The organism is Bradyrhizobium genomosp. I (2014) (genome assembly GCF_000261685.1).
Taxonomy (GTDB): domain Bacteria; phylum Pseudomonadota; class Alphaproteobacteria; order Rhizobiales; family Xanthobacteraceae; genus Bradyrhizobium.
In genome coordinates this window covers 14740-27457 of record NZ_AJQE01000144.1, presented here as the reverse complement: position 1 = coordinate 27457, position 12718 = coordinate 14740, and the positions used below count along the sequence as shown (strand labels likewise).

Sequence of the window (12718 nt, the reverse complement as noted above, 5' to 3'; positions counted from 1 at the left end):
CATAGCCTCGGTCGCAACCAGCGGGAGGACGCGCATGAATCTGGCCGGACGGCTACGACCGATTGTCGCCGCATTGGCGGTGCTGGCTGCGTCCGCGTGCGCGGCGCGGGCCGAGGAGGCCAATGATTATCCCACCTCGGCGCGCGCGGAGTACGTTTATGGCTGCATGAAGGCCAACGGCGAGACACGGGCTGCAATCGAGCAATGCTCCTGCTCGATCGACGTGGTGGCTTCGATCGTGCCCTACGCGCGCTATGTTACCGCCGAGACTGCGCTCAGCATGTCTCAGGTCCGCGGCAATCTCGGCGTCCAGTTCCGCACCTCGGAGCAGGCGAACTCGGCGGTGAATGATTTGAGGCGGGCCCAGGCGGAAGCCGAGGTGAGGTGTTTCTGATTTTGCACCGTCATTCCGGGGCTGCCCGTAGGACCGAACCCGGAATCTCGAGATTCCGGACTCGCGCTTTGCGCGCTCCGGAATGACGGCGTGACCATCAAGTCCCCGGCTTCTCCACGTCCCACTCGTTACGGAACACGTGCCCATCCGTGTCCTTCGCCTCGGCGCGAAAGCGCTTGGCCCCGTTGGACACGTAGGTGAAGCGCAGATTGGGATCTTCCGAGATCGATATGCCGCCTTCCATCGACAGCACGGGGCTGTCGTCCTGCGTCAGCTTGAGCTGGTTGATGAAGAAGGCGGGAATATAGAGCTGCGTGACCTGGTCCATCTGGAGCCCGGAATTGTTGGGGTGGCCGATCATGATCTGCGCCTCGCGGACGCGGCTCGCCGGCGCCTCCTCGCGTGCGAACTGCCGGTAGCGCATCTGGCCGAGCCGGTTCCGGGCTTCCTCGACGTTCTTTCCTGCCGGCGCCGAGCAGCCGCCGGAGGCCTTCACATAGACTTTCGAGACATAGAGCTGGCCATCGCTGAGCTCGGCGACCGCGTGGACATCGGTGTAATTGTTGACGCGCACGCGTGTGGAGATCTCCGTGACATTGGCCTCCGGCCCGAGCTCGAACTTCGCGGCCATCGGCGCGGGATTGCGATCGATCACCAGCGTGATCGAACGGATGCGCCGCGCATCGCCGGGCGGCAGCTTGCTGCGCAAGGTCACCGGCACGATGGCCGCGTCCTCGGCGCGATACGGCATCTCGATGCCGATGACGGCGCTGCCGTCGTTCATCGGACGGTTGCTGAAGATGTCCTGCACCAGGCCGGGCCAAGGATCGTAGGCTTCTTCAGCCTGCGCCGGCGTCGCGAGGGCGAGGCCGAGCAGGAGCGCGGTGAGAGTGAGGCGGCGTGTGCATCCCGTCATGGTCATGATCCCGCGCGGACGAAACAGTCGTTGGATACAGCGTAGCGCGCCTGCTACTCCCATTCAATTTCCGAGAATGCTGCGGTTGCGTTGCGGGCGTTGTAATCGTCGAACAGCTGCCAATGCGGCCGCTCCGACGCGGCCGCCTTGTCCGCGGCGGCGCGGATCGGCTCGCCGTTCCTGTTCAGCGTGCGGATGTCGGACAGCAGCGTTGACAGGTAGCGCCGTTCATCGGTCAGCGCGGCGGGCCAGTCGCTCACGGGGCCGTGACCGGGAATGACCCGCAGCGCCGGGATTGCCTCGAGCCGCTTCAATGTGTCGAGCCAGCCGCGAATGCTGCCGTCCATGACCGGAATGTGGTGGAGAAAGACGAGGTCGCCAGCGAACAGGGTCCTGGTCGTCTCGTCGTACACGGTCAGGTCGCTGTCGCTGTGTCCGGTCGGCCAAGCGCGCAAGCTCAGGCGGCGCGACCCGAGATCGAACGTCATCGTGTCGGTCACGACCAGAGCAGGGGCGATGATCTTGACGGGATCGATCAGTTCGCTGCCCATGATGCGGCGGAAATTGTCGAGATAGAATGGCCCGCGCGTCGCGAGCGCCTGCGGCAGCCTGCTATGACCGACGAAGCTCACTCTCTCCGCAACAAAGGCGGCATTGCCGAAGACATGATCGGGATGGCCATGGGTGTTGATAACGTAGCGGATCGGCTTGGGCGTGCGGGCCCGCACGGCGGCCAGCAACGCCTCGCCTTCGCGCAGGCTGCCGCCGGTGTCGATGACGGCCACGGCCTCATCGCCGACGATGAAGCCGACATTGGCAATGCCGCCCTCGTTCTCGCGGGTCATCAGGGCGATAGTCCCGGAGTGTACGAAGATTCCCGGTGCGACTTCGCTCACAGGCAATTCGGCTGCCCACGCGCATGCTAGCGTTGCTGTAAGCAGGGACAAGGCTGCGATCAATAGACCGATGCGAGACACTTTTCTGCCTCAGTTCAAAGGGTTTCTCTCATTGCACTGCAACAAAGCAAAGCCAGACAAGGTTGGCACACATGGCGCGTCATGCGTTGCATGGATAACATTCAACCAGAACGAGGAGGAAGCGCGATGACGGAGGCCGGACGACATCGTCGCTGGTTGTTTTTACTGTGGGTCGTGGTCGCATCATGTGCGTTCGGCGCTGGCGCCATCGCGCAGACCAGCGAGACCGGCGATCTTTCGTTCGAGCTGGTCGATCCCAAGGTGCTGCGCGTCTGCGCGGACCCGCGCAATCTGCCGTTCTCCAACGAGAAGGGCGAGGGGTTTGAGAACAAGCTCGCCGAGTTTTTTGCGGACAAGCTGCAGAAGAAGCTCGACTACGTCTTCTTTCCGCAGGCCACCGGTTTCGTGCGCATGACGCTGGGTGCGCATCGCTGCGACGTCATCATGGGCTTTCCGCAAGGTGACGACCTCGTGCAGGGCACCAATCCTTATTACCGCACGACCTATGCGCTGGTCGCGAAGACCGGCAGCGGGCTCGAGGATGTCGATACGCTCGAGCATCCCAAGCTGAAGGGCAAGCATGTCGGCATCGTCGCCGGCACGCCGCCGGCGACCAACATGGCGTTGGCCGGCTTGATGGCCGACGCTAAGCCCTATCCGCTGATGATCGACACGCGCTTCGACAATTCGGCGCAGGCCATGATCGACGACCTCGTCGCCGGAACGATCGATGCCGGCGTGCTGTGGGGACCGATGGCCGGCTACTATGCGAAGAAGGCCGGCCCTTCGCTCCATGTCACGCCGTTGGTCAAGGAAACCACCGGGCCGAAGCTGGTCTATCGCATCGGCATGGGCGTGCGTCCCGCCGATCAGAACTGGAAGCGGCAGCTCAACAAGCTGATCCAGGAGAACCAGGGCGAGATCAACAGGATCCTGCTCGACTTCGGCATCCCGCTGCTGGATGAGAGCGACCGGCCGCTTGGCGCGGAGACGGCCAAGAAGACGCCATGAGACCGCCGTTTGCCGCTGCGATCATCGTTGCCCTGCTCGCGGCACCGGCGTTGGCGCAGCAGCAGGAGCCGTTCGAGCCGGAGGGCTATCGTACCGACAATTATCGCGCGCCGGTGCCGGCGACGCTCGCCGGCGCACGCGTGCTCACGACCGAGGAGGCGGAGGCGATCTGGCGCGCGAAGAGCGGCGCGTTCGTCGACGTGTTGCCCCGTCCGCCGAAGCCGAAGAACCTTCCCGCAGGCACGGTGTGGCGCGATACGCCGCGCAAGGACATTCCGGGCAGCCTGTGGCTGCCGGATACCGGCTACGGCACGCTCCCGCCGGCGATGGACGACTATCTCCGGCACGGCCTCGCGCGCGCGTCGCGCGACGACAAGGCCGCACTGCTGGTGATCTATTGTCTGGCCGACTGCTGGATGTCCTGGAACGCCGCCAAGCGTGCGCTGGCCTACGGCTACTCCAACGTTGCCTGGTACCCCGACGGCACCGACGGCTGGGAGCGCGCGAAGCTTCCCACGGAGGAGGTACAACCGGAGCCGCGGCCGGAGCAGTAGTGATCGGGCACGGGTAAACCTCCCGCCCGCAATGACGATGTGGGCGCAGCTTCGCCTACAAGCGGTAGAGGCGAAGTGACTACTTCTGCTTCTGCAGCTTCGTCAACGTGCCGGTGCCGTTGCTATCGGTCGCCGAATACGTCACCCTGTCGCCGGCATGTACGGCGTCCAGCATCGCAGCGTCCTTTGCCTTGTACTGCTGGAGTGCGCCGGCGCTGCCAGCGCTGGTGCCGACCGTACCCTTCTGGGTCTGCTGGATCGAGATCGTGCCGTTGAGTCGATCAATCCGCGTGATCATCCCGGTCATATCGTCAGCAAGGGCGCTGGTTGCGAGCATGCCGAGGGCCGCAGCGCTCGCGAAGATGATTCTTGTGGTTCCCATCGAGGCCTCCCGACGTCTGGAATTCACTTCGACAAGCCATCCTAGATCGATTTGGTTCCGGCAGATAGCGCCGCAAAACAGTTAACGATCCCGTGGCAATCGCGGGAACTCGTCGCGAGCCGCCAGCGGAGCTGCCGCTATTCCATTTCCTGCTGGATCACGCGCCCGAGCGCGAACAGGCGCTGGTCGATCGCGGTTGGAACCTCGCAAACGAAGCGCACGACTTTGTTGCGGTCTTCGAAAATGCGGGTCTTCCAGATCAGTTCGTTGCCGAGTGCCTCGACCTTGGCCTCATCGCGCGGTGTCGCCCCTTGCAGGGCGTGGAGCTGAAGCGTCTCCTCACGGATCTTGTCGGCGGCCTCGCGCTGCTTGCGACTGACGCGTTCGAGCCCGTTCATGACCTGGAAGCGTTGGGCATTGAGCGTGTCGAACAGGCCGGCGAACAGGAGCTTTGCGTTCGCGGTCTTGTCGGCAGAGGAGGCCAGAAATTCCTTCACGGACTTCTCGGCCTCGTCCAGCGGCGTCTTGCGCGCGGACAGCTTTGCGACCAGCGCGCTGATCTTGGCGTCGTCCTTCCATTTGTTCTGGACATCGTCGAGCGGCGGACCGGCCCACACGGCGGCCAGCGAGATCTCCGGCACCTTGGCCTGGGTGCAGGGCCAGTCCGGGTAGCGCGGATCGGCCGCGCGCGCGGCTGTGCCGGACAGCGCGACGACCATGGCAGCCAAGAGCCTGACCTTCATCCTTCGCCTCCCGCAGGCCCGCGTCGCGCCAGCCCGCGCGAGGGATCATAGGCCAAAATCGCTCCGATCATGAAGACGATTGTGCAAGCGGCGACCACCGCCAGCGAGACCCAGTTGATCTGCCCGTACAGCGCGAAACGGATCAGCTCGACCGCATGGGTGAATGGATTGGCTTCGCAGAGATAATATAGATAAGGGCTGCCCTCCTGCACCCGCCAGAGCGGGTAGAGTGCGGAGGAGGCGAAGAACATCGGGAAGATGACGAAATTCATCACGCCGGCGAAGTTCTCCAGCTGCTTGATGCCCGAGGAGATCAGCATGCCGAGCGAGCCCAGCATCAGCCCGGACAGAATCAGCGCCGGCAGCACGGTGAAATAGCCCGAGGGCGGCGGGGTGATGTCCCAGAACCAGGCGATCAGCAGGAACGCATAGACCTGGAGCAGCGACACCGCGGTGCCCGCGAGCAGCTTGCAGAACAAGAGAAACCCGCGCGGCAGCGGGCTCACAAGCAGCGTGCGCATGTTGCCCATCTCGCGGTCATAGACCATCGAGAGCGAGGACTGCATGCCATTGAAGAGCTGGATCATCGCCATCAGTCCGGGCGCGATATAGACCTCGTAGAGAATGTAGGTCTCGTAAGGCGGGATGATGGAGATGCCTAGCACCTGGCGGAAGCCGGCGGCGAAGATGAACAGCCACACCAGCGGGCGCACCAGCGCCGAGACGAAGCGCTCGCGCTGATGCAGGAAGCGCAGCCCCTCGCGCCAGACGATGCCGGTGAGGCAGGTCAGGTACTCCTGGACCGAGAAGCCGCGCGGCGTCTCGCGCGTGGCGATGCTGCTCATGCGCCGCCTCCCGGCATGGTCTGCGCGCCGGTGAGGCGCATGAAGGCGGTGTTGACGTCCTGCGCGCCGGCTTCCGCGATGACGCGGCTCATCGGCCCCCGCGCCAGCACCTTGCCCTGGTGCAGCACGACGAGATCGTCACCGGGCATGATCTCGTCGAACAGATGCGTGGCCCAGAGCACGCCGATGCCTTGCTCCGTCACGAGCTGGCGAACATGGCGGATGATGTCGGCCCGCGCCTTGACATCCAGGCCGACGGTCGGCTCGTCCAGCAGGAGCAGACGTGGCCGATGCAGCAGCGCGCGGGCGATCTCCAGCCGCCGCATCTGTCCACCGGAGAGATCGCGCACCTTGCTGCCGGCGCGCTCTTCGAGCCCGATGCGCTCGAGCAGCTCGGCGCTGCGCGCGGCGGCCTCGCGGCGGCCGATGCCGTGCAGCGCGGCGTGATAGAGCAGGTTCTGCGTCAGCGACAGATCGAGATCGAGCGTGCGCGGCTGGAACACGACACCGAGCAGCCGCAGCGCCTCGCCGGGATTCTTGCCGACGTCATGCCCGAAAATGCCGACGCGGCCGGACTGGATGCCGAACAGCCGAGTGATCAGCGAGAACAGCGTGCTCTTGCCGGCGCCGTTGAGCCCAAGCAGCGCAGTGAAGCTCGCGGGCTGCACATTGAAAGAGACGTCTATCAACGCGCGGCGCGGACCATAGGTATGGCTGACGCCGTCGATCGACAGCGCCGGCACGGCGGCGGGATCAGGCCCTGGTGCGGCATCGTGTGGCTCGGTGATGGGGGCAGGGCTGGTCATGGCGCGATCGTGATGCCCCAGGGCAGTTCGCCCACCTGGATGGTCTTGATCACCTTTTGCGCAGCAACGTCGATGACGGAGACATCGTTCGACACGCCGTTCGTGGTGAGCAGATATTTCTCGTCCGGCGTGAACGCCATGTGCCAGACGCGCTGCCCCACCAGCAGATATTTCGTCACCTTGCGCGAGGCGACATCGACCACGGCGATGCGGTTGGCGGGACCGAGCGCAACGAAGGCGGTCTTGTCGTCCCTGGTCATGCCGATGCCGACCGGCTGGATCGCCTCTTTCCGCAAGCCCGGAATCTCAAACGTGACCTTGCCGATCACCTCGTGCTTCCCGGGATCGATGATCGACACCGTCCCGCCGATCTCGGAGGATACCCACACTTCCGAGCTGTCATGCCTGAACTCGGCAAAGCGCGGCCGGGCATCCACCAGCACGTTGGCGACGATCTGGCGCGAGGCGGTGTCGATGAAATGCGCCATGTTGGTGGTTTCGGACGTGTTGATCAGCGTCTTGCCGTCAGGGCTGATGGTCATGCCCTCGGGTTCGACGCCGACCTGGATGTCGCCGAGGCGTGCGCGCTTCGCGAGGTCGATCACGGTGACCGTGTTGTCGTTCTCGTTGGCGACATAGAGGGTCTTGCCGGCGGCATCCTGCGCGAACAGCTCGGGGTCGGGCCCCGAGGGCAGACTGTCCACCACGCTTTGCGTCTTGGCGTCGATCACCTGGATGGTGTCGTCGTCGCCGACCGCGACCATCACGAACTTGCCGTCGCGCGTGAAATCGATGCCGCGCGGGCGTTGCCCGACCTTGATGGTTTTCGTCACGGTCCAGGTGTCGGTGTCGATCACCGAGATCGTGTTGCTCTTTTCGTTCGAGACGTAGGCGATGAACGCATGCGCGGGCGCCGCGACGAGCGCCAGTCCGGAGAGAAGCCCAACACGCCATATGCGCGACATCTGCGTCCTCACTTCAATTTGCATTTGCTCTCCGGGCGATCGTATCCGAGCGTATCGAGCTCGGAGACCTGGTGCAGGAAGCCCTCCTGCGGCGACACCGACACCACCATGCGGCCGTCGACCAGCAGGATCGGCTGGCGCAGCTGCAGGTTCCAGTCGCGCAGGGTCAGCCGCGTGCCTTTGAACGCGGCGACCGAGAAATCCGGGCCCTTGATGAAGTCGGTGACCTTCTTGACGTCCCCGGAATTGGTGCGCGAGGTAGCCTCGCCGATCATGCGCACCGCGGTCCAGGCCTGCATGTCGAGCGCGGTCATGCGCCGCGAATTCAGCTTGAAGAAGCGGTTCTGCATCTGGATCGCGCCCCACTGGTCTTGCGCCGCGTCCCAGCTGCGTGGCACGAGGCCGGCGGAGCCCGCGACGGGCCGCGGATCCCAGGTGCGATAGGGTAGATAGGCGCCGAACACCTCACTCTCGTCGGCAGCGACCAGCACGTCATAGGCCGGCGCCTGTTGTGTGAACACCGGCATCTGCCGCTGGATCAGCGTGACGCCGCTATCGGTGCGGCGTGCGCCGCCCTTGTCCTCGAAGGTGCGCTCCTGCACGATCTTGGCGCCGAACCGCGTGGCGGTGCGCCGGAGCGCGTCCGCAAACAGCTTGTCCTCGTCATGCGAGCCGACCACGAGCAGCCAGCGCGACCACTTTTTCCAAACGAGATATTGGCCGAGCGCGTCCGCCAGCATCGCGCGCGTCGGCGCGGTGTGGATCACATTGGCGCGGCAATCGGCCTCGCGCAGCCGTTCGTCGATCGCCCCCGCATTGAACAGCAGCGTGCCGCGCTCGCGCAAGACGTCCGAGACTTTCAACAGCGCGTCCGCCGGCAGGTCGGTGACGATGAAGCCGTTGCGTGCGGCGAGGTCGGTCGCCGCCTGCACGACGTCCTCGCCCTCCTTGACGCGGCGCTCCTCCAGCGTGAAGCGTTGGTTGAGGAATTTGCCCGTGGTGTTGTTGTCTTCGATGGCGAGGCGCGCGCCCGCGACGCCGTCATTCTCCGCGGGCTGCTCGACCAGCGACAGAGTCGCTCTGGTGCCGGCGACGCCGAGATAGCCGACGCCGATCGTGACGGGGTCGGCCGCGAGTGCGCTCGTTGCGGCAAGACTCCAGCCGATCAGGCCGACCAGCCATCGGATCATGTTTCCTCCAGGCGTTCTCCCCGGCTTGACCGCCGCTGGAGAATTGTTTCTGCTTCAAGCATGACCAATTTGTCAGGGCATGCAACCCCGCATTTCGTCCTCACGCGCGCGAGGCCGGGAATCACGATCCTGCGAGCGCTGATCTGTCCCGCCGCCTTGTTGTTGACGGGTTCAGTCGCTCTTGCCGATCCGCCGAAACTCGCAGTGTTCGATTTCGAGCTGATCGACACCAGCCTGCCCGGCGAGTTCTATGGGTCGAGGCCCGAGGAGGCGCGGCTCGAGCGCATTAGCGAGCAGCTGCGCAAGGAACTGGCAGAGTCAGGCAAGTTCCAGGTGCTCGATATCGCGCCGGTCAGGGACGCCGCCAGTCACGCAAACTTACAGGCCTGCGGCGGCTGCGACCTCAAACTCGCCGGACAATTGGGCGCCGAGCTCGAGATTACCGGCCTGGTACAGAAGGTCTCGAACCTGATCATCAATCTCAACATCTATTTGCGCGACGTGAAGACCGGCAACATGATCACCGTCGCCAGCGCCGACATGCGCGGCAACAGCGACGAATCCTGGACTCGCACGATGAGCTATCTGATCCGCAACCGCCTGCTGGCGCCGAACTACGGAAAACCGTGAGGTCTTCGCCTCTCCCCGCTTGCGGGGAGAGGCCGGAATTTGCGGGAGCAAATTCCGGGTGAGGGGGAGTCTCCGCGAGTCCAACTGCGACCGACCGCGTGGAGAGTCCCCCTCACCCCGACCCTCTCCCCGCAAGCGGGGCGAGGGAGACGTAAGATCACGCCGTCAATCTTGCCGCATGCCAGTGCAAGTGGTCGCTCATGAATGTCGAGATGAAATAATAACTGTGGTCGTATCCCGCCTGCCGCCGCAGCGTCAGCGGGATGTTGGTCTTGGTGCAGGCCTCCTGCAGCAGCTCCGGCTTGAGCTGCTCCTTCAAGAAATTGTCGGCATCGCCATAGTCGACCAGGAAGCCCGAAAATTTCGCACCGTCCTCGATCAGCGCCACCGTATCGTGGTTGCGCCAGGCATCTTTGTTCGGTCCGAGATAGCCGGTCAGGGCCTTGATGCCCCAGGGCACCTGCGAGGGCGCCACGATCGGCGCAAACGCGCTCGCAGCGCGAAACCGGTGCGGGTTGCGCAGCGCCACCGTCAGCGCACCGTGGCCGCCCATCGAGTGTCCCATCACCGATTGCCGCTTGGCGTCGACTGGAAAGTTCTCGGCGACCAGCTTGGGCAGCTCGTCGGTGACGTAGCTCCACATCCGATAGTTGCGCGCGAACGGTTCTTGCGTCGCGTCGACATAGAAGCCGGCCCCTAAGCCGAAATCATAGGCGTTGTTGGCGTCACCCGGCACGTCCGGCCCGCGCGGTGAGGTGTCGGGCGCGACGAAGATCAGGCCGAGCTCGGCGCAGGCTTTGCGGAATTCGCCCTTCTCCGTGACATTGGCATGCGTGCAGGTGAGCCCGGAGAGGTACCAGACCACGGGCAGCCTGGCGTCGTTCGCGTGCGGCGGAACGTAGACCGAGAACACCATGTCGGTTCCGGTCGCCTGGCTTGCATGGCGATAGACGCCCTGCACGCCGCCATAGGATTTATTCGTCGAGACAGTCTGGATCGTCATGCCCTAGAGCTCCGTGGCATCTCACCACACCAACATTGCAACGCTTGTGTGACCGAATTTTGTGGCGTCGTCAGGCGACGCCGCTGTCGATCGCCAGCCGCACCAGCTCGACCGAGGTTTTCACCCCGAGCTTCTGGCGCATGATGGACGAGGTATTGGCCACCGTCTTGTAGGACGATTGCACCAGCCAGGCTATCTCGGACAGGCTCTTGCCGGCGCTGAGCAGCCGCAGGATCTCCATTTCGCGCGCGTTCAGCTTCGACAGCGGGCTTTGCGCCAGCGTCGGCCCCGCAAAGGCGATGCTGCGCGCGATCGCGGTCGGAAGGTACGTGCCGCCGCCGCCGACGGCGCGGATCGCCTCGACGAGGTCGTGGGGATCGCCGGTCTTGGAAACGTAGCCCTTGGCGCCGCACTCGATCGCGCGCGCGGCGAAAGCAGGATCGTCGTTCATGCTGAACATGATGATACGCGCCTCCGGTGCGCGCTCGAGGATGCGGCGTGCCAGCTCGAATCCGGAGACGGTCGGCAGATTGATGTCGATGATGCAGAGGTCGGGGCGTTCGACGATGAAGACGCACTCGCCGTCTTCTGCGTCGGCGGCCTCCAAAATCTCGACCTCGCCTTCGTCCGCCAGCACGGCACGGCAGCCGGAGGCGACGATGGGATGATCGTCGACGATCAGAATGCGCATAGGCGTTCCCCGCGACAGCCTCGGCCTGTTCTGCGCCGCATGAGCTGCCAGGCAAGACGCGTGTGTCTCATGTGGCTTCATGCAACCCGGCCGGAATTGCTGTACGCTTCCGATTAGATATCGGGCGCTTCGCCTCTGTCAACGTCATCGGACAGGCGCGGGCATCCTTCGCGAGGTACGGGCGATACCAATGTGGCAGAATTTATCCTTGCGCGGACGCATCAACCTCTTGCTGGCGCTGCTGCTGGCGCTGGGGCTCGCCGTCAATATCGGCCGCCAGGTCGCGGAGGCCGGGCCGCGCGTGCAGGCCGAGGACCAGAGCGTGATCCGCCTTGCCCGCGAGTTCATCGAGATGATCGTGGCGGATCTCAACGAGGCCCCCGATCCGGATGCCAGGCTCAACCAGATCGCGCGCGATCTCAGCCGCCTGCGCCATGTCAGCATCACGCTTCGGGACGCCGGCGGCCATCCGCTGACGCCCCCCCGGCTTGACGCCGACGCCGACACGCGCGCGCCGCCGGCCTGGTTCGTCGCCCTGGTTCATCCCGAGCAGACCGCGGTCAGCGTGCCGGTCTCGATCCGCGGCAAGCCCGCCTCACTCGTGATCACCTCGCATCCCGACGACGAGATCGCCGAGATCTGGGACGGGATCGTGACCCAGCTCGAGGTCGGCTCGGTGATCGCGTTCGCGCTGTTCCTGGTCATGACGAACGTGGTCGGCCGGGCGCTGGCACCGCTCGAGTCGCTGGCGGAGGCAATGGGGAAGCTCGAAGGCGGACGCTACGATGCCCGTGTCGCGCCGGGGGGCGCGCCGGAACTCGCCGCGATCTGCACCAAGCTCAATCACCTTGCCGCGACGCTCGGTGAGGCGGTCGAGGACAAGAGGCGTCTTGCCGAGCGTGCGGTGTCGCTTCAGGACATCGAGCGCAAGGAGATTGCGCGCGAGCTTCATGACGAGTTCGGGCCTTACCTGTTCTCGCTGCGCGCGCATGCGAGCGCGCTGGCGAAGCAGGCGGACGGGCGCGACCCGAGCGCGGATGCCGTGCGAAAACACGGCAGCGCCATGCTGGAGCAGATCAATGCACTCCAGCAATTCAACCGCCGTGTGCTGGAGCGCCTTCGGCCCGTGGGCCTTGCCGAGCTCGGCCTGCGCAAGGCGCTCGAATCCCTGTCGCGGCTGTGGCGGGAGTCGCATCCCGACGTCGCTATCGAGACCGTGATCTCGCCGGCGCTCGGGCCGACCGGCGAGACCGCCGATCTCACCATCTATCGTATCGTGCAGGAGGCGCTCACCAATGTCTTCCGCCACGCCGGTGCGACCTCGGTCAACGTCGTCATCGAGCCGGTGGAGCAGATGGCTCACGACGGCCGCGGTTGCGCCCGGGTGCGGGTCAGCGACAACGGGCGCGGCATGGAGCCGGGGCAGAAGCTCGGCTTTGGCCTCGTCGGCATGCGCGAGCGGATCCTGGCGCTGGGCGGCACGCTCAACGTCGTCTCCGGCGATGCCGGATTGACCGTCGAAGCGCTGGTTCCGACCGCTTCTGCCTGATCGCGCCGGGGCATGATCCGGAAAGGTGTGGGCGGATTTCCGAGACGGTCATGCTCAAATAC

The 12718-nt window shown here is 64.8% G+C and carries 15 protein-coding genes; 5 read left to right on the top strand and 10 right to left on the bottom strand.

The annotated features are described in order from the left end of the window. The first annotated feature begins 34 nt into the window (after positions 1-34). On the top strand, positions 35-394 hold the full coding sequence (locus tag IC50_RS13935; protein ID WP_035705249.1) for a hypothetical protein: 360 nt from the start codon (positions 35-37) through the stop codon (positions 392-394). Between the two features lie 97 nt (positions 395-491). Here the strand turns inward: IC50_RS13935 and IC50_RS13930 are convergent, their stop codons facing one another. Both IC50_RS13930 and IC50_RS13925 read right to left on the bottom strand, forming a co-directional pair. Beyond that, positions 492-1310 carry a quinoprotein dehydrogenase-associated SoxYZ-like carrier gene (locus tag IC50_RS13930; protein WP_035705312.1) on the bottom strand — a complete coding sequence of 273 codons (819 nt, stop codon included), beginning with the start codon at positions 1308-1310 and terminating at the stop codon, positions 492-494. Positions 1311-1363: 53 nt separating this feature from the next. Next, a complete protein-coding gene (locus IC50_RS13925; protein ID WP_035705247.1) occupies positions 1364-2287 on the bottom strand; it encodes a quinoprotein relay system zinc metallohydrolase 2 in 924 nt (307 codons plus the stop codon). 126 nt (positions 2288-2413) lie between these two features. Here IC50_RS13925 and IC50_RS13920 point away from each other — a divergent pair, with 126 nt between their 5' ends. Beyond that, entirely contained in the window at positions 2414-3298 is an 885-nt protein-coding gene (locus IC50_RS13920) for a substrate-binding domain-containing protein (RefSeq protein WP_035705245.1), read from the top strand. Further along, positions 3295-3852, top strand: coding sequence for a PQQ-dependent catabolism-associated CXXCW motif protein (locus tag IC50_RS13915; protein WP_035705243.1), 558 nt, complete (start codon positions 3295-3297; stop codon positions 3850-3852). The genes IC50_RS13920 and IC50_RS13915 overlap by 4 nt, the downstream gene beginning before the upstream one ends. Positions 3853-3931: 79 nt before the next feature. Here IC50_RS13915 and IC50_RS13910 read toward each other — a convergent pair whose 3' ends face one another. From IC50_RS13910 to IC50_RS13885, 6 genes are all read right to left on the bottom strand, one after another. Further along, entirely contained in the window at positions 3932-4234 is a 303-nt protein-coding gene (locus IC50_RS13910; protein ID WP_035705241.1) for a copper-binding protein, read from the bottom strand. A gap of 137 nt (positions 4235-4371) precedes the next feature. Then, positions 4372-4977, bottom strand: coding sequence for a hypothetical protein (locus IC50_RS13905; protein ID WP_035705240.1), 606 nt, complete (start codon positions 4975-4977; stop codon positions 4372-4374). Beyond that, on the bottom strand, positions 4974-5822 hold the full coding sequence (locus tag IC50_RS13900; protein WP_035705238.1) for an ABC transporter permease: 849 nt from the start codon (positions 5820-5822) through the stop codon (positions 4974-4976). The genes IC50_RS13905 and IC50_RS13900 overlap by 4 nt, the downstream gene beginning before the upstream one ends. Further along, on the bottom strand, positions 5819-6628 hold the full coding sequence (locus tag IC50_RS13895; RefSeq protein WP_035705236.1) for an ABC transporter ATP-binding protein: 810 nt from the start codon (positions 6626-6628) through the stop codon (positions 5819-5821). Before IC50_RS13895 ends, IC50_RS13900 begins: the two co-directional genes overlap by 4 nt. Beyond that, positions 6625-7593, bottom strand: a complete 969-nt coding sequence (locus IC50_RS13890) for a YVTN family beta-propeller repeat protein (protein WP_035705234.1) — start codon at positions 7591-7593, stop codon at positions 6625-6627. Before IC50_RS13890 ends, IC50_RS13895 begins: the two co-directional genes overlap by 4 nt. An 8-nt stretch (positions 7594-7601) precedes the next feature. Further along, positions 7602-8783 carry an ABC transporter substrate-binding protein gene (locus IC50_RS13885; RefSeq protein WP_035705232.1) on the bottom strand — a complete coding sequence of 394 codons (1182 nt, stop codon included), beginning with the start codon at positions 8781-8783 and terminating at the stop codon, positions 7602-7604. Between the two features lie 60 nt (positions 8784-8843). On the opposite strand from IC50_RS13885, the gene IC50_RS13880 reads away from it, so the two are divergent. After that, positions 8844-9413 (top strand): DUF3280 domain-containing protein, encoded by a 570-nt coding sequence (locus IC50_RS13880; RefSeq protein ID WP_085973730.1) that lies wholly within the window; start codon positions 8844-8846, stop codon positions 9411-9413. Between the two features lie 157 nt (positions 9414-9570). On the opposite strand, the gene fghA is transcribed toward IC50_RS13880, so the two are convergent. Both fghA and IC50_RS13870 read right to left on the bottom strand, forming a co-directional pair. Continuing rightward, entirely contained in the window at positions 9571-10416 is an 846-nt protein-coding gene (gene fghA / locus IC50_RS13875) for an S-formylglutathione hydrolase (protein WP_035705230.1), read from the bottom strand. Between the two features lie 70 nt (positions 10417-10486). Next, the gene (locus IC50_RS13870) at positions 10487-11107 is read right to left on the bottom strand and encodes a response regulator transcription factor (RefSeq protein ID WP_035705228.1); all 621 of its coding nucleotides are present in this window, start codon (positions 11105-11107) and stop codon (positions 10487-10489) included. 190 nt (positions 11108-11297) lie between these two features. On the opposite strand from IC50_RS13870, the gene IC50_RS13865 reads away from it, so the two are divergent. Continuing rightward, entirely contained in the window at positions 11298-12656 is a 1359-nt protein-coding gene (locus IC50_RS13865; RefSeq protein ID WP_035705226.1) for a histidine kinase, read from the top strand. The last annotated feature ends 62 nt before the right edge of the window (positions 12657-12718 follow it).

Bases quoted from the DNA above. Each gene is read 5' to 3' on its own strand.
- IC50_RS13935 (WP_035705249.1), top strand. From the start codon at position 35: ATGAATCTGGCCGGACGGCTACGACCGATTGTCGCCGCATTGGCGGTG.
- IC50_RS13930 (WP_035705312.1), bottom strand. From the start codon at position 1,310: ATGACGGGATGCACACGCCGCCTCACTCTCACCGCGCTCCTGCTCGGC.
- IC50_RS13920 (WP_035705245.1), top strand. From the start codon at position 2,414: ATGACGGAGGCCGGACGACATCGTCGCTGGTTGTTTTTACTGTGGGTC.
- IC50_RS13915 (WP_035705243.1), top strand. From the start codon at position 3,295: ATGAGACCGCCGTTTGCCGCTGCGATCATCGTTGCCCTGCTCGCGGCA.
- IC50_RS13910 (WP_035705241.1), bottom strand. From the start codon at position 4,234: ATGGGAACCACAAGAATCATCTTCGCGAGCGCTGCGGCCCTCGGCATG.
- IC50_RS13905 (WP_035705240.1), bottom strand. From the start codon at position 4,977: ATGAAGGTCAGGCTCTTGGCTGCCATGGTCGTCGCGCTGTCCGGCACA.
- IC50_RS13900 (WP_035705238.1), bottom strand. From the start codon at position 5,822: ATGAGCAGCATCGCCACGCGCGAGACGCCGCGCGGCTTCTCGGTCCAG.
- IC50_RS13895 (WP_035705236.1), bottom strand. From the start codon at position 6,628: ATGACCAGCCCTGCCCCCATCACCGAGCCACACGATGCCGCACCAGGG.
- IC50_RS13890 (WP_035705234.1), bottom strand. From the start codon at position 7,593: ATGTCGCGCATATGGCGTGTTGGGCTTCTCTCCGGACTGGCGCTCGTC.
- IC50_RS13885 (WP_035705232.1), bottom strand. From the start codon at position 8,783: ATGATCCGATGGCTGGTCGGCCTGATCGGCTGGAGTCTTGCCGCAACG.
- IC50_RS13880 (WP_085973730.1), top strand. From the start codon at position 8,844: ATGACCAATTTGTCAGGGCATGCAACCCCGCATTTCGTCCTCACGCGC.
- fghA (WP_035705230.1), bottom strand. From the start codon at position 10,416: ATGACGATCCAGACTGTCTCGACGAATAAATCCTATGGCGGCGTGCAG.
- IC50_RS13870 (WP_035705228.1), bottom strand. From the start codon at position 11,107: ATGCGCATTCTGATCGTCGACGATCATCCCATCGTCGCCTCCGGCTGC.
- IC50_RS13865 (WP_035705226.1), top strand. From the start codon at position 11,298: ATGTGGCAGAATTTATCCTTGCGCGGACGCATCAACCTCTTGCTGGCG.